The organism is Kitasatospora sp. YST-16 (assembly GCF_026802215.1).
GTDB classification, from domain to species: Bacteria; Actinomycetota; Actinomycetes; order Streptomycetales; family Streptomycetaceae; genus Kitasatospora; species Kitasatospora cineracea.
The window spans coordinates 4,337,994-4,359,571 of the sequence record NZ_CP113837.1; the positions used below are offsets into that span (position 1 = coordinate 4,337,994).

Below are 21,578 nucleotides of genomic sequence, written 5' to 3' on the forward strand. Positions count from 1 at the left end.
GAACCTGCTCACCGCGCACCGGAATCCACCTGCGAAACGAGGTCCCGTGAATCCTCGAAACCCCACCCCTGCCCTGCTCGCGCTGGCACTCGGCTACTTCAGCCTGGGCACCATCTCGCTCGCCGTCGTCGGCCTCAACGCCCCGATCGGCAAGAGCCTGGAGGTCGCCCCGGCCAGCGTCGGCCTGCTGGTCACCGTGTTCGCCCTCACCTTCGCGGTGGGCGCGCCGACGGCACCGGCCCTGCTGCGCCGGATGGACCGCAAGAAGGTCCTGCTGCTCGGCCTGGCGCTGCTCACCGTCGGCGGCGGCCTCAGCGCCGTCGCCCCCGACTACACCACCATGACGCTCACCCGGGTGCTCGGCGCGATCGGCGCGGCGATCTTCGGACCGGCCTCCTCGGCGGCCGGCGCGGCCATCGTCGGACCGGAGCGGCGCCACCGGGCGCTGGCCACGGTGTTCGCCGGCATGACCGCCGCCTCCGTGCTCGGCGTCCCGCTCGCCTCCTTCCTGGGCTCCACCATGAGCTGGCGCCCGGCCCTGCTGGGCGTCAGCGCGCTCTCCGCGCTGGCCCTGGTGCTGGTGGCGGTGCTGGTCCCGGACCTGCCGGCCGGCGAACCGCCGACCGCCCAGGCGTACCGGGCCGCGCTGCGCACCCCCGGCGCGCTGCCCACCGTCACCACCACCCTGCTGTTCATGGCCGCCCAGTTCACCGTGTACGGCGTGGCCGGCGCCTACCTGGCGGCCCGCTTCGACGCCACCGCCGGCATGGTCTCCGGCACCCTGATGGCCTTCGGCGTCGTCGGCGTGATCGGCAACGGGCTGGCGCCGCGGATCAGCGAGAAGCTCGGCGGCACCCGCACCATCACGGTGTCGCTGGTCGGCCTGGGCGCGGCCCTGGCCCTGCTGGTCGTCACCCCGAAGGCGGCGGTCGCCGGCCTGCTGCTGTTCGCGGTCTGGGCCTTCTTCAGCCAGATGTACCAGGCCCCGCAGCAGGCCCGGCTGATCGCCGTGCTGCCCGCCCACCCGGCGCTGATCCTGGCGCTGAACGCCTCCGCGCTGTACCTGGGCATGAGCCTGGGCAGCCTGATCGGCTCCACCTTCCTGCCCTCGGTCGGCGCGACCCTGATGCCCGGGCTCGCCCTGCTGATGCTGATCGCGGCAGCCGGCGCGCACGTGCTGTCCGGCCGCGGCACCAAGACCCCGGCGGCCCCGGCTCCGGCCGAGCAGCCGGTCCCCGCACCATCCACCTCCTGACCACCAGGCACCACCGAAACCCACGAACGGGAGAGTCCGAGATGTCCGAGCACAACAAGCAGCTGGTGACCCAGTACCTCACCACCGTCTGGAACGACGGCGAGACCGACGAGGCCGACCGCTTCCTCGCCGAGGACCTCGTCCAGCACAACCCCAACCTGCCCGACGGCCGCAAGCCGGTGGTCGAGTTCGTCGCCGGGTTCAAGACCCAGGTCCCGCAGGGCCGGTTCACGATCCGGCGGATCGCCGCCGACCAGGACCTGGTCTTCGTGCACAGCCACTTCACCGCGCAGGACGGCGACCGCGGCATGGCCGTGGTGGACGTCTTCCGCATCGCCGACGGCCTGATCGCGGAGCACTGGGACGTCAAGGAGAACGTCCCGGAGACCACCGCCAGTGGCCACCCGATCGTCTGATCGACCATCCGCTGCCCGGAAGCACCGACGGCGCTTCCGGGCAGCGCCCTTCTCCAGACCACGGAGGCTGCTGTGACCCCCATCGAAGAACAGACCGTCCTCATCACCGGCGCCACCGACGGCCTCGGCCGCGCCATGGCCCGCGAACTCGCCGCCCGCGGCGCCACCCTGGTGCTGCACGGCCGCAGCCGGGAGCGGGGCGAGGCCCTGCTCGCCGAACTGCGCGCCGAGACCGGCAACGACCGGATCAGCTACCTGCTGGCGGACTTCGCCCGGCTCTCCGACATCCACAAGCTCGCCGAGCGGGCGGCCGGCCTGGAACGGCTCGACGCGCTGGTCAACAACGCCGGCATCGGCGTCGAACTCGACCGCCAGGAGAGCTGGGACGGCCACGAGCTGACCTTCCAGGTCGACTACCTGGCCGCGTACGTGCTGTCGGTGCGCCTCGCCCCGCTGCTGGCCCGCTCCGCCCCGGCCCGGATCGTCAACGTCACCTCGGCCGGCCAGGCGCCGGTCAACTTCGACGACGTGATGCTGCGCCGCGGCTGGGACGGCGTCCAGGCGTACTGCCAGGCCAAGCTGGCCCAGATCATGCTGACCTTCGACCTGGCCGAGGCACTGGCCGGCACCGGCGTGACGGTCAACGCGCTGCACCCGGCGTCGTACATGCCGACCAAGATGGTGGTCAACCTCTACACCCCGCAGAGCACCGTCGCCGAGGGCGTGCGGCACACCCTGCGGCTGGTCACCGACCCGGCCCTGGACGGCGTCACCGGGCGGTACTTCAACCGCTCGACCGAGGCCCGGGCCAGCAACCAGGCGTACGAGAGCGGCGCGCGGGCGCGGCTGCGGGCGCTGAGCGAGCAGCTGACCGGCGTGCCGTTCGACGCGGCGCGCTGAGCCGGGGCCCGGTGGGCGTCCGCCCCGGACCCGGCGCTCGGGGGCGGCCCGCCGGGCCGCCCCCGAGGTGCCGGCGGCGCCGGTCAGCCGGTGGCCGAGGACTCGTGGGCGGCCTCCAGGCCGGCCAGCCGGCCCAGCAGGTCGTAGCCGTGCGCGGCGGCGACCAGCGTGACGTGGTGGTGCCAGCCGCGGTAGGACCGGCCCTCGAAGTCGCCGAGGCCGTAGTCGCGGTGCAGCCGCTCGACGGTGTCGGCGGAGCGGCCGCGCAGCTCGGCGAGGGCGACCAGCTCGGGCAGCCGGTGCACCGGCAGGTCGGTCACCCAGTAGGTGCGCGGCTGGGAGCGCCCGAACGGCCACTCGACCACCAGGTGGCGGGGGGCGGCGGGCGCCAGCTCGGCGAAGCGGCCGCGGCGGGCGCCGCGCCCGTCGGAGAGCGGCACCACCAGGAACTGCGAGTGCCGCACCCGGGCGGCCGGCCCCTCCCGCCAGGCCAGCACCGCGCGGTCGCCCTGCGGGACCGGCTCGTCGGCGAGCTCGGCGGCCCGCCGGCGGACGGTGGCGGGCGCCCGGCGCACCGGCTGGGCGCCGTGGGTGACCGGCAGGGCCCGCTGGGCGCCGGTGGCGCAGGCGGGCAGCACGGTGCCGGCGCCGACCTGGACCAGGTAGCCGAGGCCGCGCTCCTCCAGGCCGAGCAGCAGCGGCTCGACCTCCTTCTCGCTGCTCCAGTCGGCGAGCACGGGGGCACCGGGCACGTCCCAGCCCAGCATCTCGTCGACCGAGTCGAGCAGCAGCCGCCAGCGCGGCAGGTGCCGGGCCTCCTCGGGGAGGTGGGCCTGGGTGCGCAGCGCCCGGTCGGTGTCCCAGTGCCGGGGCAGCGCCAGCTGCCAGGCGACCGGCTGGGCGCCGTGCGGCAGGACCAGCGAAGTGGCCAGGGCCAGCTGGCAGTTCATGGTGCGGCCCTCGGCGGGGACGAACTGGCGGGCGACGCCGGCCGAGCGGGTGCCGTTCTTGGCGAACACCACGTCGTCGACGGCCCAGGCGAGCGGGGCGGCGGCCGCGGCGACCAGCTCGGCGAGCCGGCGGCGGACGTCGCCCACCTCCCAGGTGGACTGGTTGACGAACTGCTGGATGGGCTGCACCGTGCGTCGGCCGAGCACCTGCTCGGAGATGTTGGCGGGAGTCTTGCGGCCGTCCGCCTGGCGCAGGCCGCGGAGGTAGACCTCGCCCCAGCGCCGCTGGTCGGAGCGGGCGAAGCAGCTGAAGAGTTCGTGGCAGTACGCGGAGATTCCGTCCTGCCGCAGGCCGGCGTGCGGTGCACGGAGGTTCGAAATCATGGACACATCGATCCTTGGGTGAGGTTCTGGCGCGATGGCGGTCGGGCCGGGCCCCGCCCCCGCCGGGTGGGGCACGGCGGGGGCGGGGCGGCGGGTCAGTCCGTGACGCAGGTCCGGTCCTCGTCGACCAGGAAGGCGTCGGTGGCCAGCAGGGCCTGGGTGACCTCGGGGAGACTGCAGCCGACGATCACGAAGTCGACCTCGAGGCCCATCTTGGCGCGCTGGAACAGCAGTTCGTTGATGGCCGGGCGGCCGATCTCGGTCACCTTGCAGAGGTGGAACTCCACCCGGCGGGGCTCCACCGACAGCGCCTCGGCCAGGCAGCGGCGGAACTTCTCCAGCTCCTCGCGGTCGATCACGCCCTCGCAGTGGATGTGCGCGGTCTTGCCGTCGAAGTCGCTGGAGACCCGCAGCCGCATGTCGGCCGGCTCGACCTCCACCCGGACCTTCAGCGGGCGGCTGCTCAGCGGCAGCCGGACGGTCAGCTGCTTGGGGTCGAAGTCCTGGTACGGCTCGTCGTCGACCCACACCCGGGAGAGCTGGACCGAGCCGGCCGGCAGCAGGTCCGGCGCCACCCGCAGCAGGCGGTCCGGGAAGGCCCCGGGCTGCGGCCGGAAGTGCAGGGTGAGCGGCGCCGAGGTGATCAGCAGGCCGGTGTAGGCGGCGGCCAGGTAGCACAGCTCCAGCGCGTGGTAGCCGGCCATCGAGTGGCTGCCCTTGAGCCGCTCGGTGCCGACCAGGTACGGGATGCCGTTGGCCAGCACGTTGAAGTAGACGCCGCCGTCGTCGTAGTCGAGGAAGAAGGCGTTGTAGAAGGCGGCCGACTCGCGGGCCAGCCGGCGGTGCTCCGGGTCGCCGGAGACGCCGGCCAGGATCAGGTAGGCGAGGATCGCCTGCTCCTGCTGCCACCAGGCCTTGCGGTCGTGCCAGACCAGGTGGTGGGCGCCGGTGTCCGGGTCGGCCACCCGCTCCACCACGTCGTACCAGCCGCCGCGCTGCTGGTCGCTGCCGACCGGCGGCATCAACTCGGCGATCCGCTCGGCCAGTTCGGAGTAGCGGGGCTTGTCGTGCAGGGCGCGGATCCGGGTCAGGTTCCAGGCGATCTTGAGGTTGTGGCCGACCACCGCGCGGTTCTGCTGCCAGCCCCAGGAGCGGTCGGGGCTCCAGTCGCCGTGGAAGCGCTCCTGGACGAACGGGCTGGCCGGCTCGTCCGGGAAGCGCTCGGCGATGGTGTCGGCGGTCTCCTCCAGCAGCTTCGAGAAGTCCTCCCGGCCGGTGGCGAGGTAGGCGTTGACCAGGTACGCCGGGGCGTGGTCGCCGATCGAGTTCCAGTTCTTCCGGGACCGGTTGGGGCCGAGCGAGTCGGCCCGCGGGTCCATGGTGATCGGGTCGAGGTGGGAGAAGAAGCCGCCCTGCTCCTCGTCCCGGAAGAAGCGCTCGAACAGGGCGACCGTGCGGTCGATGTCGTCGAGGATCCGCGGGTCGCCGGTGATCCGGTAGGTCTGGGTCGGCCCGGCCAGCGCGTAGATCTGCTCGTACATCGGGATGGCGTCGAAGTCGTCGCCGAACTCCGAGGCGTAGACCTTGCGCTGGCCGGCCCCGCCGATGTCGATGCCGTGGTACCAGTAGACGACGCCCTCCGCGTCGTCGACGACCCGCATGTGCTCGCGCAGGTACTCGGTGCCGGACTCGGCGGCGTTCAGGAACCGCTCCTCGCCGGTGAGCATGAAGGCGGTGGCCAGGCCGTAGACCAGCCGGGAGATGGTGTCGGTCTCCTGCCGCACGTCCGCGCCGGTGAAGTCCGGGACGTGGGTGCCGCTCAGGGTGAGCCGGGTGCGGAAGCTGCGCCAGTCGTACCGGCCGTCCTTGCCGGGGCCGTCCGGGAAGTGGCCGCGCAGGTAGAAGTCGGCGATCTCGGCGGCCTGCTGCACCCACCACTTGGGGTGCTCGAAGACGTAGTTGCCGCGGCTGGTCTCCGGGAAGGTGATCTGCCGGGCCTCGATCCGCTCGCCGCCGTCCCAGCGGTAGAACAGGCCGTAGACGAAGACGTACCGGCCCTCGGCCAGCATGTCGCGGGTGGCCGCGCCGGTGTCGCGCGGGCCGTCGCCGAGGTTGCGGACGATCTCCGAGCCCAGGAAGCCGTCCAGGTGGATGGTGAACTCGCGCCCGTCCGAGGTCCGCAGGCCGAACCGGTCGTGGGCGGGGTCGTAACTGGTGACGTAGCCGGCGATGCTGTCGGAGTACATCCGCCGGGTGTCGGGTGCGTTCATCGGTGCGTTCCTCCCTCGTCGGGCAGCGCCACCAGGACGACGACGCTGCGGCCCTGGGCGTGGAAGCCGTGACCGTGGACGGGCTCCTCGGCGCCGGGGGCGAGGACGTCCTCGCCGGGGCCCCGCGCGGTGTCCACCAGGCGGGCCCACCGGTGGCCGTCGACCGGCGGCAGCTCGAAGTCCAGGCCCAGGTGGAACATGTTGAGGATGACGTGCAGGTCCGGGTCGCCCTCGAAGCCGGCCAGGGTCAGCGCCAGCACCCGGGCCTGCGGGTCGTCCCAGCCCGGCTGCTCCAGCCGGGTGCCGTGCCAGGTGACGTCGGGCAGGCCGCGGGCGTTGGTGCGGCCGGAGAAGAACCGGGCCTCGCGCACCGCGCGGAAGCGCCGGCGCAGCGCGGTCATGTTCCGGAAGAAGTCCCGGACCTCGGTCTCCTTCTCGGCCTGGTTCCAGTCCAGCCACGCGGTCTCGTTGTGCTGGCAGTACGCGTTGTTGTTGCCGCCCTGGCTGTTGCGGAACTCGTCGCCGGCCAGCAGCATCGGCACGCCCCGGCTGAGCAGCAGCACGGCGGCGTGGTTCTTGATCTGCCGCACCCGCAGCCGCTCGACGTCCGCCGAGTCGCTGGGGCCCTCCACGCCGCAGTTCCAGCTGAAGTTCTCGTGGGCGCCGTCCGCGTCGGCCTCGCCGTTGGCCCAGTTGTGCTTCTCGTCGTAGCTGACCAGGTCGTTGAGCGTGAAGCCGTCGTGGCAGGTGATGAAGTTGATGCTGTTGGTGGGCAGTTCGCCGTCCTTGCCGAACAGGTCGGGCGAGCCGCCGAGCCGGGTCGCCACCGTGCCGACCAGGCCGGCGTCGCCGCGCACGAAGCGCCGGACGTCGTCCCGGTAGGGGCCGTTCCACTGGGCCCAGCGCTTCCCCGGGAAGCGGCCGACCTGGTAGAGGCCGCCGCCGTCCCACGGCTCGGCGATGATCTTCGACTCGGAGAGGATCCCGGACAGCTCGATCCCCCACAGCACCGGCGGTACGTCCATCTCGTAGCCGCCGGCCCCGCGCGAGAGCTCCGAGGCCAGGTCGAACCGGAAGCCGTCCACGTGGTGCTCGGTCACCCAGTACTCGAGGCACTCGATGACGAACTTGGCCACCGCCGGGTGGTTGGCGTTGATCGCGTTGCCGCAGCCGGTGAAGTCCATGTAGTGCCGGCGGTCCTGCGGCCACAGGTGGTAGTACACCTCGTTGGCCTGGCCGCGGAAGCTGATCACCGGGCCGTTCTCGTTGCCCTCCGAGGTGTGGTTGAAGACCACGTCGAGGATCACCTCGATGCCGGCCCGGTGCAGCGCCTTCACCATGTCGCGGAACTCGGTGATGTGGGTGCACTCGCACGGGTCCGAGCAGTAGCCGGTGTGCGGCGCGAAGAACCCGAACGGGTCGTAGCCCCAGTAGTTGTGCAGCGGCGCGCCGTTCGGCCCGATCCGCAGCACCTGCCGCTCGTCGAAGTCGAAGACCGGCAGCAACTCGACCGCGGTGACGCCGAGCTCCTTCAGGTACGGGATCTTCTCCACCACCCCGTTGAAGGTGCCGGGATGGGCCACCCCCGAGGACGGCGAGGCGGTGAGCCCGCCGACGTGCAGCTCGTAGATCACGGTGTCCGCCAGCGGGGTGCGCAGCGGCTCGTCGCCCTCCCAGTCGTAGCCGTCCAGGTCGACCACCATGCTGCGCATCGAGTACGCGCAGTTGTCCTCGGTGCCGACCGCCCGGGTGCGGTCCCACAGCGAGTTGACGTTGGCCCGGGCGTACGGGTCGATCAGCACCTTGCGCGGGTTGAAGAAGGTGCCGGACTCCCTGGTGCGGCGCGGGCCGTCGACCCGGTACGCGTACACCTGGCCCTCGGTCAGGCCGGAGAGGTGGCAGTGCCAGAAGTGGTAGCTGCGGTGCCGTTCCGGGTCGAGCGGGACCACCCGGGCCGGGGCCAGGTCCTCGTGGTGGGCGAAGAGCAGCAGGTCGACCCGGGTGGCGTGCTCGGAGTAGAGCGAGAAGTTGACCCCGTCGGCGTCCAGGGTGGCACCGAGCGGCTGGGCGCGGCCGGGTCCGATCGCGGCCGCCTCGATCGCGGCCCTGCGGGCCTCGTGGTGTTGGCTCATGTCGTCGTCAGCCCACCGGCGTCCGGTCGCCCTGGAGCCCGGCGAACGCCTCGCTCCACGCCGGGGAGGCGCTGCCGGGCTCGTTGAAGATCTCGAAGGTGACGCCGTCCGCGGCCGGGTGGAGCAGCGCCTGGACGCAGGCCTCGGCCAGGTCCGGCCGGGAGACCTGGCCGGAGCCCAGGTCGCCCTGCTCCAGCCGGACCCGCTCGCCGGCCTCCCGGGTGTCGGTGAGCCAGCCCGGCCGGATCACGGTGTACGGCAGGCCGGAGTCGCGGACCGCGTTCTCGCCGGCCAGCCGCCACTCCAGCACCCGGCCGTAGGCGTTCAGCGGGTGGGCCAGGTGGGTGGCGTGGATCTGGCTGACCAGCACCACCCGGGGGCGGTGGCCGCCCTCCGCGACGGCCGCCAGGGCGTTGCGCACGCCCTGGTAGGCGGTGGTCTCCGGCCGGTCCGGGCCGCTGTCGGCGGTGCCCGGGTCGACGCAGTAGACCAGGGCCGAGGCGCCGGCCAGCGGTTCGCGCAGGGTCTCCGGCCGGCGGACGTCGCCCTCGAAGAAGAGCGCGCCGGGCGGCAGGCTGCGCCGGGCGTGCTGCACGCTGCGGCCGATCGCGCGGACCGGCGCGCCGCGGTCCAGCAGTCGTTGGGCGACCAGGCGGCCCAGCCGTCCCGAGCCGCCGATCACCGCCACGGGGTTGTCCATCGCTTGCTCCTCGTCTCTGGGGGGCTTCCCGGGTCCTGCCCGGGTCCGCTCGGGGGTGCTCGGGGTGCTCGGGGGTGCTCGGGGTGCTCGGGCCGCGCCGGACCGTCGGGGTGCGCTCAGATCCAGCGCAGGATGTCGTCGGAGCTGGTCAGTCGGGTGCCCGAGGGCAGGTTGGCCAGGGCCGGCACCCGCAGCCGCGGGTAGATGCTCACGCCGGTGAGCCGGGTGCCCTGCCGGACGTGCACGCCGTCGCCGACCGCGCAGTAGCCGTCCATCCGGACCGGGTCGTCCCGGGTGGAGCGGATGTCGGCCATCGGGCCGATGTAGGAGTCGCTGATCCGGGCGTACGGGCCGACCAGCGAGGAGTCGCCGAGCGAGGTCCCGCTCAGCCGGGCGCCCTCGCGCAGTTCGGCGCCGTCGCCGATGTCGGCGTGCTCCAGCCGGACGCCGGAGCCGACGGTGACGTGCCGGCCGATCCGGACGCCCGGGCCGATCACCACGTCGCCGCTGGCGATCTTGTCGGCGAGGGTGGTGCCGGAGGCGTCGTCCTTGGTGTGCAGGCTGCTCTCGTGGATCCAGTACCGCGGGCGGTCGTTGTGCGGTTCGGGCATCAGCCGGTTCATCTGGTGGAAGTCGCCGGACAGCACCTGGCGCAGCGTCGCCAGGTAGTCCTCGACGTTGCCGAGGTCGCCGAGCCGGGCGATGTGGTGCGCGGCCACCGTGCGGCCGTGCCCGACCAGCCAGGGCAGCAGGTCGCCGCCCCAGTCCAGGCGCTGCTGGGCCTGCCGCATCAGCTGCGGCTCCCGGGCGGCCAGCCGCAGCCGGCGGCAGTCCACCAGGTACATGCCCGCGTTGGTGGGCACCAGGGCGCAGTTGTCGCTGGTCGCCTCCGGGAAGACCTCGTGCACCCGGGCCAGGCTGGGCTTCTCGACGAAGCCGGAGACCAGGCCGTCGGCCCCGGTGCGCATCGCGCCGTACTTGCCGGCCACCTCGAGCGGGCTGCGGGCCACCGCGGCCACGGTGACCACGGCGTTGCTCTCCTCGTGGGTGGCCTCCAGCTCGGCCAGGGAGAAGTCGAAGACCGAGTCGACCGGGAGCACCAGCGCCCGCCCGGTGAGGTCCCACTGCTCCAGGTTGTGCAGGGTGGCGGCGCCGGACCCGACGTTGTAGCGGTCGAAGCTGGAGCGCGAGTAGCGCACCTCCACCCCGTACTGCTCGCCGTGGCCCAGCAGCAGTTTGATCTGGCTGCGGTTCTCCAGGCCCTGCGCCACCACGTAGAAGCGGCGGATGCCTTGGTCCCGGCAGGCGTCGACGACCCACTCGATCAGCCGTCGGCCCGCGAACGGGATCAGCGCCTTGCTCCGGATGTAGTCCGCGGACTCGAGGGTGATGGGCTTCGCGCGTTCTCCCCGTCCGCCGGCCAGGATGATCCCGACCGTCCCGCCGTCTCGCTCGGCCATCTCGCTTCCCCTGCTAGGCGACCTTGTCGAAGCAGATACAACACCAGGTGTCAAATCGTGTCAAGGGAGCTGTAAAGTTAATGGACGTGCACATGTCATCTACCGGGGCGGTGGTCGGGGGTGGATCGATTCCGAAAGGAATATTATTCTTTCGGGAATAGGAATTCGGTCGTCGGCAAAGTTGAGACTTCACGACTGCAAATGCTTGCGGCATGATTATCCCGGTCGGTCGCGCTCCGCGCGCGAACAGAGCGAGAGCAGTACGGGAACGGGGGAGCGTGATCAACCGGAGCGGCCGCCGCGCGGCATTCTTCGACGTGAGACACAACCTGCTGTCGGCCGGCTCGGTACTCACCGTGCTGGAGGCGGCGGCCCGCCACCGCTCGGCCGGCGACCTGCTGGTCTGCATCGCCGGCGGACCGCCGCCCGGCGACCCGCCCGGCGATGCGGCCGACTGGCCGGCCGCCGGCCGCCCGACCACCTCGGGCACCGGATTCGCCGCCGATCTGGTGCTGTACGCCGACTCGCCCGACGCCGCGGGCTCCGAGGTGGTGGTGGAGGCGATGGCCCGGCTCGGGCTGGACGCCGCCCAGTGCTTCGCCTACGGCGACCGCCGCGAGGGCCTCACCATCCTGCGGGTGGTCGGCAACCCGCGGGTGGTCGGCCGCGACCCGCTGATGACCGAACTGGCCCGCGACCGCGGCTGGCCCATCCTGCACACCGCGCAGTACTGACCGGAACTCGCACCTCCGAAAATCCCGGTATTCGATAGTCGCCCACCGCACGTGACGCAGTACCGCACCCGGTACGCGGTGGGCGACATCCCGTCTGCGGGGCTGCGTATCGTGCCCGGTATTCGGTCCGATCGCGCGCATTCCGGCCATTCGGCGGGACGGCCGCGACAACGGGAAAGGGCTTGGTGTTGACCTTGGCTGAAACGACCCGTCGCGGGTTCCTCGGAGTGGCCGCCGCACTCGGCGGCACCGTGGCGCTCCCCGTGATTGACAGCTATGCCGCCGACTCTGTCAACAGCGCTGTCGATTCGGTCGCGGTGCCGACCCCGGCCGCCCGCACCGTCTCGCCCGGCGACCCGCGCTACCTCGACCTCACCTCGCGCAGCTACAACGGCCGCTTCGTCGGACAGCCCGACTCGGTGCGGGTGGTGTACACCACCGCGCAGGTGGTCGCGGTGGTGACCGAGGCGGTGCAGAACGGGCGGCGGATCGCCGTCCGCAGCGGCGGCCACTGCCTGGACGGGCTGGTCGACGACCCCGCGGTGCGCACGCTCATCGACATATCCGAGATGACCGCGGTCGGCTACGACCCGGCCCGCCGCGCCTTCATGGTCGAGGCCGGCGCCACCCTCGGCCACGTCTACCGCACCCTCTACCTCGACCACGGCGTCACCGTCCCCGGCGGCACCTGCCCGACCGTCGGGGTCGGCGGCCACGTCACCGGCGGCGGCTACGGCGCGCTCTGCCGCGCCCACGGCGCGATCGTCGACCACCTGTACGCGGTGGAGGTGGTCGTGGTGGACGCCTCCGGCACCGCCCGCGCGGTGGTCGCCACCAGCGACCAGGGCGACCCCAACCGCGAACTGTGGTGGGCGCACACCGGTGGCGGCGGCGGCAACTTCGGCGTGGTCACCCGCTACTGGTTCCGCACCCCCGGCGCCACCGGCACCGACCCGTCCGGACTGCTGCCCAAGCCCCCGGCCACCCTGCTGAAGGCCGCCGCGGTGTGGAAGTGGAGCGACCTGGACGCGGCCGACTTCGCCGCCGTCGTCCGCAACCACGGCGCCTGGCACGCCGCCAACAGCGCCGACGGCTCGCCCTACGCCGGCCTGCACAGCGTGCTGATCCTCGGCAACGCCGCCGTCGGCACCGTGACCCTCAGCGCCCAGATCGACAACACCCTCCCCGACGCGGCCGACCTGATGACCCGCTACCTCGACGCGGTCGCGGCCGGCGTCCGGGCACCCGCCGCCCGCAGCCAGTCCACCTCGCCGTGGCTGAAGGCCACCCTCAAGGACCCGTACGACACCGGCGCGTTCAACCGCACCAAGTCCAAGGGCGCCTACCTGCGCCGGGGTTGGGACGACGGCCAGATCGCCACCCTGTACCGCTACCTCTCCGACCCCGGCTACGACGGGCACAGCTCGATCCTGCTCTACTCCTACGGCGGCCGGGCCAACACCGTCGCCCCCGACGCCACCGCGATGCCGCAGCGCGACTCGATCCTGAAGGCCAACTTCACCACCTACTGGCCCGACCCCGCCCAGGACGCCCGCCACCTGGCCTGGATGGGCTCGCTCTACCGGGACGTGTACGCCGCCACCGGCGGCGTGCCGGTCAGCAACGCGGCCAACGACGGCTCCTACATCAACTACCCGGACGTCGACCTCACCGACCCGCAGTGGAACACCTCGGGCGTGCCCTGGCAGACGCTCTACTACAAGGACAACTACCCCCGGCTGCAGCGGGTGAAGGCCACCTGGGATCCGACCGGCGCCTTCCACCACGCCCTGTCGATCACGGCCGGCTGACCGGGGGAGGTCCGCACTCCTCCGGTCACCAGGAGTGACGGAGGACGGGCAGGAGAGTGCCCAGAGCCGGATTCGAACCGGCACGGCCTCGCGGCCAAGCAGTTTTAAGCTGCCCGTGTCTGCGTTCCACCATCTGGGCCTGGGAGCGCGGCGAACTCAGGCACTGAGCCTAGTCGGCCGGGCGAGTGTTTCGCATATTTCCCGGCGCGGAAGTTGTCATGCTTCCATGCCATCTGACGAAGCGTCCGGCATTTCGGCCACCGGGCGGCGGTTCTCGGCCACCCCGGGCCCCGGACCGCCCCCGGACCGCCCCCGGCGCGGGGCCCGGGGCGGGGGTCGGGGGCGGGGTCATACCGCAGGAGGAGACGGCGGCGGAGGCCGTACGCCTGGCGGTGGTGGGGCAACCGTTCGGCGGAGCGACGTGGGCGGGGCCGGGCGGCCGTGAGGATGGAGTAGCGGTCGGAGGAGTCTTCCGGTCCGGTCGCGCCGTGCCGAACACCGACCCTCCGGACAGGAGTCCCCACCGTGAGCACCTCGACCGCGTACGCAGCCCACACCGGCCTGGCGGCGGCCCGCGCCACCGGCCTGAACAAGGTCTACGGCGAGGGCGAGACCCGCGTCGTGGCGCTCGACGACGTCTCGGTCTCCTTCGGGCGGGGCGAGTTCACCGCGATCATGGGTCCCTCCGGCTCCGGCAAGTCGACGCTGATGCACTGCATGGCCGGGCTGGACAAAGTCACTTCGGGGTCGGCCACCATCGGCGACACCGAGCTGGTCGGGCTGAAGGACAAGCAGCTGACCCGGCTGCGCCGGGACAAGATCGGCTTCATCTTCCAGGCGTTCAACCTGCTGCCCACGCTGACCGCGCTGGAGAACATCACGCTGCCGATGGACATCGCCGGCAGCAAGGTCGACCGGGCCTGGCTGGACCGGGTGGTGGAGACCGTCGGCCTGTCCGGCCGGCTCTCGCACCGCCCGGCCCAGCTCTCCGGCGGCCAGCAGCAGCGCGTCGCCTGCGCCCGGGCGCTGGCCTCCAAGCCGGAGATCATCTTCGCCGACGAGCCCACCGGCAACCTGGACTCCCGCTCCGGCGCGGAGATCCTCTCCTTCCTGCGCAACTCGGTGCGCGAACTCGGCCAGACCGTGGTGATGGTGACCCACGACCCGGTGGCCGCCTCGTACGCGGACCGGGTGGTGTTCCTGGCCGACGGCCGGATCGTCGACGAGCTGTTCGGGCCGACCGCCGACACCGTCCTGGACCGGATGCGTCGCTTCGACGCCAAGGGCCGCACCAGCTGACGCCCCGTCAGACCCGTCAGCCACGTCGAACCGACCGCACCCACTCCCCAGGACTGACCCCATGTATCGCACCGCACTGCGCAACGTGCTGGCCCACAAGGGCCGCCTGCTGATGACGGTACTGGCCGTGCTGCTCGGCACCGCCTTCGTGGCCGGCACCCTGGTGTTCTCCGACACCATGGGCCAGGCCATGCGCAACAGCTACTCCACCAGCTTCTCGGACGTCTCGGTGCTGGTCTCCGCCTCCGGCGCGGACGACGGCGGCCCCGCCGACGGCGACGCGCAGCCCGAGGACCGCACCTCGCTGACCCCGGACACCGTCAAGCAGCTGGCCGCGCTGCCCGGCACCGAGCGGGCCCGCGGCGTGGTCTCCGGCTTCACCGGCGTCGCCGACAAGAACGGCAACCTGGTCGGCGAGGCCTGGAGCGCCCGCGGCGCCAACTTCGTCCCGGACGCCGCCGGTGCGGACACCCGCTACCCGATGGCCGAGGGCCGCGGCCCGCGCGCCGAGAACGAGGTCGCGCTGAACCGGCAGGCCGCCGAGAAGGCCGGCTACCACGTGGGCGACACCGTCCGGGTGGCCGGCAACGGCGCCGCCCGGGACGCGGTGCTGACCGGCGTCTTCACCACCGACGACCCCAAGGTCACCTCCGGCGGCACCCTGGTGCTGATGGACACCGCCACCGCCCAGCGGGAACTGCTCGAACCGGGCCGGTTCAGCTCGGTGGTGCTGACCGCCAAGGCCGGCACCTCCGAGCAGGCACTGCTGGAGCAGGCCCGGGCGAAGACCGGCACCGACGGCGTCGAGCTGCAGACCGGGCAGGAGCTCAAGGACGAGCAGACCAAGATGGTCGCCTCCTCGGTCGCCAACACCAAGACCATGCTGCTGGTGTTCGCCGGCATCTCGCTGTTCGTCGGCATCTTCATCATCGTCAACACCTTCACCATGCTGATCGCCCAGCGGCTCAAGGAACTGGCGCTGCTGCGGGCGGTCGGCGCCAGCCGCGGCCAGGTCACCAAGTCGGTGCTGGTGGAGGCGCTCGCCATCGGCGTGATCGCCTCGGTCGGCGGCCTGCTCGCGGGCATCGGCATCGGCGCGGGCCTGCAGTCCCTGCTGCACGCCTTCGACGAGGGCATGCCCACCGGCTCGCTGGTGGTCGCCCCGGTGACGGTGGTCGCCACCCTGGTGGTCGGCGTGGTGGTCACCGTGCTGTCGGCGCTGCTGCCGGCCGTCCGGGCCTCCCGGATCCCCCCGGTGGCGGCGATGAGCAGCGGCGAGCAGCCCAGCACCCAGCGCGGCCTGCTGATCCGCAACAGCATCGGCGTGCTGCTGGCCGGCGCCGGCCTGGGCCTGATCCTGGCCGGGGCGAACGGCAGCGGCTCGGGCGCCCAGCACCTGCTGGAGCTCGGCGCCCCGCTCACCCTGATCGGCGTGTTCGTGCTGCTGCCGCTGCTGTCGCGGCCGGTGATCGCGCTGGTCGGCCCGGTGCTGGCCAAGCTGTTCGGCACCCCCGGCAAGCTGGCCCGGCTGAACGCGGTGCGCAACCCGCGCCGCACCGCCAGCACCGCGGCCGCGCTGACCATCGGCCTGACCCTGGTCACCGCGCTGACCGTGATCGGCAGTTCGGTCACCAGCGCCGTCACCTCGATGGTCGCCGGCTCGATGAAGGCCGACTACGTGGTCGGCATGGCCAACGGCCGCGAGCTGTCCCCCGACCTGACCGGCCTGGTCGCCGGGGCGAAGGGCGTCAAGGCGGTCAGCCAGGTCGACAACGTCTGGTGGCACCTGGACGGCTCCGACCAGGCCAAGGCGATCGAGGGCTACGACGCAGACGCCTTCGACCAGTTGGTCAACCTGACCATGGCCTCCGGCTCCACCGGCGCGCTCAAGCAGGGCCAGGTGCTGGTGAACGACGAGTTCGCCACCACCCACCACCTCTCGGCCGGCTCCACCCTGGCCGCCACCACGGGCAAGGGCGAGGCCGTCACGCTCACCGTCGGCGGCGTCTTCGAGCGCAACGACGGCGTCTCCCCGGTGGTGGCCCCCAACCAGCTGATCGAGCGCCACGACGCCCACCCGCTGGTCCAGCAGATCCTGGTGAAGGGCACCGACGGCCCGAGCGCCGAGCTGAAGCAGTCGATCAAGGACGCCACCGGCCGCAACCCGGTGATGGAGGTCCGGACCATGAAGGACATGGTCGACGAGTTCAGCCGGATCATCTCGACCATGCTCAACCTGATGTACGGCCTGCTCGGCATGGCGGTGATCGTCGCCGTCCTCGGCGTGATCAACACGCTCGCCATGTCGGTGTTCGAGCGCAAGCGCGAGATCGGCATGCTGCGGGCGATCGGCCTGGAGCGGCGCGGCATCAAGCGGATGATCCGCCTGGAGTCCGTGGTGATCTCGGTCTTCGGCGCCTTCGTCGGCGTCCTGCTCGGCTGCTTCCTGGCCTGGGCCGCCACCCGGACCCTCGCCTCCGAACTGAAGGGACTGACCACCGTGATCCCGTACGGCAGCGTGCTGCTCTTCCTCGGCCTCGCCGCCCTGGTCGGCATGGTCGCCGCCCTCTGGCCGGCCCGCCGGGCCTCCCGGATGGACATCCTGACCAGCATCAAGACCGACTGACCCGGCGTCAGGAAGCCGCCCGTCCCCTCCGCGGGGACGGGCGGCTTCCGCGTGCCGGCCGGTCAGCGGGTCTCGATGACGACCTTCTCGATCACCACGTCCTCGACCGGGCGGTCGTTGCGCCCGGTCTCCACACCGACGATCGCGTCCACGACCTTCTGGCTGGCCGGGTCGGTGACCTCGCCGAAGATGCTGTGCTTGCCGGTCAGCCAGGTGGTCGGCCCGACCGTGATGAAGAACTGCGAACCGTTGGTGCCCGGGCCCGCGTTGGCCATCGCCAGCAGGTACGGCTTGGTGAAGGCCAGGTCCGGGTGGAACTCGTCGGCGAACTTGTAGCCCGGGCCGCCGGTGCCGTTGCCCAGCGGGTCGCCGCCCTGGATCATGAAGCCCTCGATGACCCGGTGGAAGACCGTGCCGTCGTACAGCGGCGCGTTGCTCGGCTGCCCGGTGTTCGGGTCGATCCACTGGCGCTCGCCCGTCGCCAGCTCCACGAAGTTCTTGACCGTCTTGGGGGCGTGGTTCGGCAGCAGCCGGATCTCGATGTCGCCCTTGTTGGTCTTCAGGACGGCGTACAGCTCCTCGGCCATCGGGGCCGCCTTTCTGGGTAAGCGTCAGTTGCGCCCCCCACCCTGCCCGCTCGGCGGCCCCCCGCGCAGGCGACACGGGATCATCCTCACGACCGACGCGGAATACTTTGCCAAACCATTACTCTTGTCCCCTGTGTGGGTGGTGCCGTGCCGCCCCGGAGGGAATGTGATGAGAAGCAGGAACCCGGTCTTCTCGCGGGAGGGGTCCTTCACCCGCGACAACCAGTACGCGGGATTCGGCACGCAGACGGCCGCTCAGCCCGGCCAACCCGCGTACGGCTCCCCGTACGCGGGCGGCCCGTACGCCGGCCAGCAGCCGCCGCTGACGGACGACCAGCTCGCCGCGATGTACGGCGCACCGTCCGCGGGACCGGCCCAGACCGGCCGGATGACGATGGACGACGTGGTGGCCCGGACGGCCATGACGCTGCTCACCCTGGTCGCCTTCGGCGCGCTGGCCTGGTTCACCGTGCCGGTCGACAACTTCGCGCCGGCCATCGGCGCCGCGCTGGTCGCCATGGTCATCGGCCTGGTGGTGAGCTTCAAGCGCAGCGTCAACCCGGGGCTGATCCTGGCCTACGCGGCGCTCGAGGGCTTCTTCCTCGGCGCGATCAGCATGGCCCTGGAGACCTTCCTGCCGGGCATCGCCATCCAGGCCGTACTGGGCACCGCCGCGGTGTTCGCGGCCACGCTGATCGCCTACAAGAGCGGCCGGATCCGGGTCACCCCCCGGTACACCCGGATCGGCCTCACGATCGCCATGGGCTTCGTGCTGCTGATGCTGGTCAACATGGTCGCCGTGCTCTTCGGCGCCGACTTCGGCCTGCGCTCCGGCCCGCTGGGCATCGTGGTCGGCCTGGTCGGCATCGCGCTCGGCGCCTTCTTCCTCACCCTCGACTACGCCGAGATCGAGGAGGGCATCCGGCAGGGCGCCCCCGAGAAGGAGGCCTGGCGGGCCGCCTTCGGCCTGACCCTCTCGCTGGTCTGGATCTACCTGGAGATGCTGCGCCTGATCGCCATCCTGCGCGGCGACGACTGACCGCGCCCCGGCGCGCACCCGCGGCGGGCCCCGGAGGAACGATCCTCCGGGGCCCGCCGCGGCCGTTGCGGGGCCCGGCAGGCCCTACGCTCGGGGCATGTCCGAGCACCTCCCCGCCGCCGCGCGGCTGACCGACGCCGTCGACCGGCTCGCCGACCGCTTCCGGGCGATGCCGCAGAGCCGCCTGCTGAACGCCGTCCCCGGCCACCCCTCCCGGGCCGCCGCCGGGCTCGCGCTGGCCCGCCGGCTGGCCGACCGGGCCCGCGCGCTGGAGGGCCTGCCCGCGCTGGAGGTGCCCGACAGCGGGGCGTTCGCGGTCGGCGACCAACTCGCCGTCACCGGGCACGACCTGGCGCTCGCCGCGGGCGACGGCCACCCGCAGGAACTGGCCGCCGCGCTGGCCGACGTCGAGCACACCGACCGGCTCACCGCCTGACGCGCCCCCTGACGGCCCGTCAGAACGCCGACGGGGCGCCGGAGCGGCACGGGCAACCCCTTGCCGTGCGCTCCGGCGCCCCGTCGCGGGCGCGTGGGCGGCCTCAGATCGAGGCGACCACCCGGTCGGCGAGCACGTAGACCGTCTCGTCGTCGGTGGAGAAGGTCAGCGAGTACGAGCCGGAGAACCGGGACCCGCCCAGCAGCCGGACGTCCTCGCCGGCCCGGACGGCGTCGATCAGCCGGTAGGCGGCCTCCCGGTCGCCGGGGGCGACGCACAGCGTGGTGCCGTCGGCGAAGGCGTACACGTCCAGGGTGCCCAGCGGGCCGGGGCGGACGTCGGTCAGTCCGATCCGCTCCTCGGCGAGCGCGGCCAGCCGGTCGTCGGTCCACTCGCGGGACGGGGTCGGGCTGGGCACGAAGTCGGGGTGCGAGGGGTGCCGGCGCGGGTCGGGCGCGGTCGCGGGCTCCGCCTCGGCGTCCAGCAGCCCGGCCTCCAGGCCGGTGGCCAGCAGGTCGGCCTCCCGGCGGGCCTGCACGTCGCCGTTGTCGCCGGGGGCCGGGAAGCCGCCGCCCTGCGCGGGGTGGGCGGGGTGCGCGGGATGGGCGGGGTGGACAGGGTGCGCGGGGTGGCCGCCGAGGGCGCCGCCGGCCGGGCCGCCGTCCGCCGGGCCGTCCTTGATCAGGTCCTCCAGCGCGTGCCGCAGCGCCTCGCCGAACTCCGGGTCCATCACGCCGTTGTTGTCGGCGGCCTCCTGCGGCCCGGTCGGGCGCGGGAAGAAGATCGGCCAGTCCTCGCCGATGGTGGTGAACGGGGTGTCGAACAGCGGGGAGTCCTCGGCGGCACGCGCCTCCTGCTCGGCCCAGAACGCCCGGGCCTCGGTGATCTCCCGCTCCCGGTCGGCGGCCAGGGCCTCGGCGACGGCGCGGCGTATCAGCGCCTCGTCCACCTGCGGGGCTGGCTGCCGGGCGTCCAACTTCCGTGCCAGCGTGCGGAGGTGGAGCAGGACGGCGGTGGTCAGGACGATCAGTACCAGCAGCAGGGAGAGGAAGACGGCGCTCACGGAACGTACTCCCAACGAGGAGCGGAACGGGGTTACGTCTCCACACTGCCGTATCGGCGGCCGTTACTGCAGTGGCTGATGTCGGATTTGTTATGGACTTTCCTACTTGTCCTCAAATTGTTAGGTAATACCTTTCTACGCTGCGGAGTTGATCCAATCCGGTGCGTCGACAATTCGGCCCCGGAAGGCCGAAAAACGGGCCGGATCGCACCCTCGGTGTGATCCGGCCCTCAATCACGCAGTGTCACTCCGAATGGATGAGACGCGCGTCACTCCGCTCAGCTCAGGCGCTCGATGACCATGGCCATGCCCTGTCCGCCGCCGACGCACATGGTCTCCAGGCCGAACTGCTTGTCGTGCCACTGGAGGGAGTTGATCAGGGTGGTGGTGATGCGGGCGCCGGTCATGCCGAAGGGGTGCCCGACGGCGATGGCGCCGCCGTTGACGTTCAGCCGGTCGAGGTCGATGCCGAGGTCCCGGTAGGAGGGGATGACCTGGGCGGCGAAGGCTTCGTTGATCTCGACCAGGTCGATGTCGCCGATCGACAGCCCGGCCCGGCGCAGGGCCTGCTTGGACGCCTCGACCGGGCCGTAGCCCATGATCTCGGGGGAGAGGGCGGAGACGCCCGTGGAGACGACGCGGGCGAGCGGGGTGATGCCCAGTTCGCGGGCCTTGGTGTCGGACATGACGACCAGGGCGGCGGCGCCGTCGTTGAGCGGGCAGCAGTTACCGGCCGTCACGGTGCCGTCGGGGCGGAACACCGGCTTCAGCCCGGACACGCCCTCCACCGTCACCCCCGCGCGCGGGCCGTCGTCCGCACTGACCGTGCTGCCGTCCGGCAGCGTCACCGGAGTGATCTCGCGCTGCCAGAAGCCGGCCTTGATCGCGGCCTCGGCGAGGTTCTGCGAGCGGACGCCGAACTCGTCCTGCTCGGCCCGGGTGATGCCCTTGAGCGCGGCCAGGTTCTCCGCGGTCTGCCCCATCGCGATGTACGCGTCCGGCACCAGGCCGTCCTCGCGCGGGTCGTGCCACTCACCGCCGCCCGTCTCCGCCCGGTGCTTGGTGCGCGCCTGCGCCTCGTCGAACAGCGGGTTCGTGGTGCCCGGCATGCCGTCCGAGGTGCCGTTGATCGAGCGCGAGACGGTCTCGACGCCCGCCGAGATGAAGACGTCGCCCTCGCCCGCCTTGATCGCGTGCAGCGCCATCCGGGTCGTCTGCAGCGACGAGGAGCAGTAGCGGGTGATGGTCGCGCCCGGCAGGTAGTCCATGCCCATCTGCACGGCCACGATCCGGGCCAGGTTGTGGCCCTGCTCGCCGCCGGGCAGGCCGCAGCCCAGCATCAGGTCGTCGATCTGCCGCGGGTCCAGCTCCGGGACCTTGGCGAGCGCGGCGCCGATGATCTGCGCGGTCAGATCGTCCGGGCGGACGTCCTTCAGCGAGCCCTTGAACGCCCGGCCGATCGGCGAACGGGCGGCGCTGACGATGACGGCTTCGGGCATGGCGGGCTCCTCGCTGA

17 protein-coding genes and 1 tRNA gene are annotated in these 21,578 nt (G+C 72.3%); 9 read left to right on the top strand and 9 right to left on the bottom strand.

Annotated elements, in window-relative coordinates:
• The first annotated feature begins 46 nt into the window (after window positions 1–46).
• From OU787_RS19975 to OU787_RS19985, 3 genes are all read left to right on the top strand, one after another.
• Window positions 47–1,255 (top strand): MFS transporter, encoded by a 1,209-nt coding sequence (locus OU787_RS19975; RefSeq protein ID WP_030462631.1) that lies wholly within the window; start codon window positions 47–49, stop codon window positions 1,253–1,255.
• A gap of 41 nt (window positions 1,256–1,296) precedes the next feature.
• Window positions 1,297–1,671 carry a nuclear transport factor 2 family protein gene (locus tag OU787_RS19980; RefSeq protein WP_030462630.1) on the top strand — a complete coding sequence of 125 codons (375 nt, stop codon included), beginning with the start codon at window positions 1,297–1,299 and terminating at the stop codon, window positions 1,669–1,671.
• A gap of 72 nt (window positions 1,672–1,743) precedes the next feature.
• Window positions 1,744–2,571, top strand: a complete 828-nt coding sequence (locus OU787_RS19985; RefSeq protein WP_030462629.1) for an SDR family NAD(P)-dependent oxidoreductase — start codon at window positions 1,744–1,746, stop codon at window positions 2,569–2,571.
• Between the two features lie 83 nt (window positions 2,572–2,654).
• Here the strand turns inward: OU787_RS19985 and OU787_RS19990 are convergent, their stop codons facing one another.
• The 5 genes from OU787_RS19990 to OU787_RS20010 form a co-directional block, all read right to left on the bottom strand.
• Window positions 2,655–3,905: an IS701 family transposase gene (locus OU787_RS19990; RefSeq protein WP_051817424.1), complete on the bottom strand. Its 1,251-nt coding sequence runs from the start codon at window positions 3,903–3,905 to the stop codon at window positions 2,655–2,657.
• 95 nt (window positions 3,906–4,000) lie between these two features.
• The gene (locus OU787_RS19995) at window positions 4,001–6,175 is read right to left on the bottom strand and encodes an AGE family epimerase/isomerase (protein ID WP_030462627.1); all 2,175 of its coding nucleotides are present in this window, start codon (window positions 6,173–6,175) and stop codon (window positions 4,001–4,003) included.
• Window positions 6,172–8,307, bottom strand: a complete 2,136-nt coding sequence (gene glgX / locus OU787_RS20000) for a glycogen debranching protein GlgX (RefSeq protein WP_051817423.1) — start codon at window positions 8,305–8,307, stop codon at window positions 6,172–6,174. The genes OU787_RS19995 and glgX overlap by 4 nt, the downstream gene beginning before the upstream one ends.
• 7 nt (window positions 8,308–8,314) lie before the next feature.
• Window positions 8,315–9,007, bottom strand: a complete 693-nt coding sequence (locus tag OU787_RS20005; RefSeq protein WP_030462625.1) for an SDR family oxidoreductase — start codon at window positions 9,005–9,007, stop codon at window positions 8,315–8,317.
• A 116-nt stretch (window positions 9,008–9,123) separates the two neighbouring features.
• On the bottom strand, window positions 9,124–10,467 hold the full coding sequence (locus tag OU787_RS20010; RefSeq protein WP_030462624.1) for a sugar phosphate nucleotidyltransferase: 1,344 nt from the start codon (window positions 10,465–10,467) through the stop codon (window positions 9,124–9,126).
• Window positions 10,468–10,784: 317 nt separating this feature from the next.
• Between OU787_RS20010 and OU787_RS20015 the strand changes: the two genes are divergently transcribed.
• Window positions 10,785–11,201 carry a hypothetical protein gene (locus OU787_RS20015; RefSeq protein ID WP_157852499.1) on the top strand — a complete coding sequence of 139 codons (417 nt, stop codon included), beginning with the start codon at window positions 10,785–10,787 and terminating at the stop codon, window positions 11,199–11,201.
• A gap of 194 nt (window positions 11,202–11,395) precedes the next feature.
• Entirely contained in the window at window positions 11,396–13,012 is a 1,617-nt protein-coding gene (locus tag OU787_RS20020) for an FAD-binding oxidoreductase (protein WP_030462622.1), read from the top strand.
• Between the two features lie 57 nt (window positions 13,013–13,069).
• Here the strand turns inward: OU787_RS20020 and OU787_RS20025 are convergent.
• Window positions 13,070–13,151, bottom strand: a tRNA-Leu gene (locus OU787_RS20025).
• A 386-nt stretch (window positions 13,152–13,537) separates the two neighbouring features.
• Here OU787_RS20025 and OU787_RS20030 point away from each other — a divergent pair.
• The gene (locus tag OU787_RS20030; protein WP_030462621.1) at window positions 13,538–14,311 is read left to right on the top strand and encodes an ABC transporter ATP-binding protein; all 774 of its coding nucleotides are present in this window, start codon (window positions 13,538–13,540) and stop codon (window positions 14,309–14,311) included.
• Between the two features lie 61 nt (window positions 14,312–14,372).
• Entirely contained in the window at window positions 14,373–16,937 is a 2,565-nt protein-coding gene (locus OU787_RS20035) for an ABC transporter permease (protein ID WP_030462620.1), read from the top strand.
• A 62-nt stretch (window positions 16,938–16,999) separates the two neighbouring features.
• Here the strand turns inward: OU787_RS20035 and OU787_RS20040 are convergent, their stop codons facing one another.
• Window positions 17,000–17,524 carry a peptidylprolyl isomerase gene (locus OU787_RS20040; protein WP_268660201.1) on the bottom strand — a complete coding sequence of 175 codons (525 nt, stop codon included), beginning with the start codon at window positions 17,522–17,524 and terminating at the stop codon, window positions 17,000–17,002.
• 169 nt (window positions 17,525–17,693) lie between these two features.
• On the opposite strand from OU787_RS20040, the gene OU787_RS20045 reads away from it, so the two are divergent.
• Both OU787_RS20045 and OU787_RS20050 read left to right on the top strand, forming a co-directional pair.
• Entirely contained in the window at window positions 17,694–18,563 is an 870-nt protein-coding gene (locus OU787_RS20045; protein WP_268660202.1) for a Bax inhibitor-1/YccA family protein, read from the top strand.
• A gap of 97 nt (window positions 18,564–18,660) precedes the next feature.
• Window positions 18,661–18,999 carry a hypothetical protein gene (locus OU787_RS20050; RefSeq protein WP_268660203.1) on the top strand — a complete coding sequence of 113 codons (339 nt, stop codon included), beginning with the start codon at window positions 18,661–18,663 and terminating at the stop codon, window positions 18,997–18,999.
• 103 nt (window positions 19,000–19,102) lie between these two features.
• On the opposite strand, the gene OU787_RS20055 is transcribed toward OU787_RS20050, so the two are convergent.
• Window positions 19,103–20,062 (bottom strand): hypothetical protein, encoded by a 960-nt coding sequence (locus OU787_RS20055; RefSeq protein WP_268660204.1) that lies wholly within the window; start codon window positions 20,060–20,062, stop codon window positions 19,103–19,105.
• Between the two features lie 278 nt (window positions 20,063–20,340).
• Window positions 20,341–21,561 carry an acetyl-CoA C-acetyltransferase gene (locus tag OU787_RS20060; RefSeq protein WP_268660205.1) on the bottom strand — a complete coding sequence of 407 codons (1,221 nt, stop codon included), beginning with the start codon at window positions 21,559–21,561 and terminating at the stop codon, window positions 20,341–20,343.
• Window positions 21,562–21,578 lie beyond the last annotated feature (17 nt).

Excerpts from the sequence above, each read along its gene's own strand:
- OU787_RS20035 (WP_030462620.1), top strand. The coding sequence starts at position 14,373 with ATGTATCGCACCGCACTGCGCAACGTGCTGGCCCACAAGGGCCGCCTG.
- OU787_RS19995 (WP_030462627.1), bottom strand. The coding sequence starts at position 6,175 with ATGAACGCACCCGACACCCGGCGGATGTACTCCGACAGCATCGCCGGC.
- OU787_RS19980 (WP_030462630.1), top strand. The coding sequence starts at position 1,297 with ATGTCCGAGCACAACAAGCAGCTGGTGACCCAGTACCTCACCACCGTC.
- OU787_RS20005 (WP_030462625.1), bottom strand. The coding sequence starts at position 9,007 with ATGGACAACCCCGTGGCGGTGATCGGCGGCTCGGGACGGCTGGGCCGC.
- glgX (WP_051817423.1), bottom strand. The coding sequence starts at position 8,307 with ATGAGCCAACACCACGAGGCCCGCAGGGCCGCGATCGAGGCGGCCGCG.
- OU787_RS20060 (WP_268660205.1), bottom strand. The coding sequence starts at position 21,561 with ATGCCCGAAGCCGTCATCGTCAGCGCCGCCCGTTCGCCGATCGGCCGG.
- OU787_RS19990 (WP_051817424.1), bottom strand. The coding sequence starts at position 3,905 with ATGATTTCGAACCTCCGTGCACCGCACGCCGGCCTGCGGCAGGACGGA.
- OU787_RS20050 (WP_268660203.1), top strand. The coding sequence starts at position 18,661 with ATGTCCGAGCACCTCCCCGCCGCCGCGCGGCTGACCGACGCCGTCGAC.
- OU787_RS20040 (WP_268660201.1), bottom strand. The coding sequence starts at position 17,524 with ATGGCCGAGGAGCTGTACGCCGTCCTGAAGACCAACAAGGGCGACATC.
- OU787_RS20010 (WP_030462624.1), bottom strand. The coding sequence starts at position 10,467 with ATGGCCGAGCGAGACGGCGGGACGGTCGGGATCATCCTGGCCGGCGGA.
- OU787_RS20045 (WP_268660202.1), top strand. The coding sequence starts at position 17,694 with ATGAGAAGCAGGAACCCGGTCTTCTCGCGGGAGGGGTCCTTCACCCGC.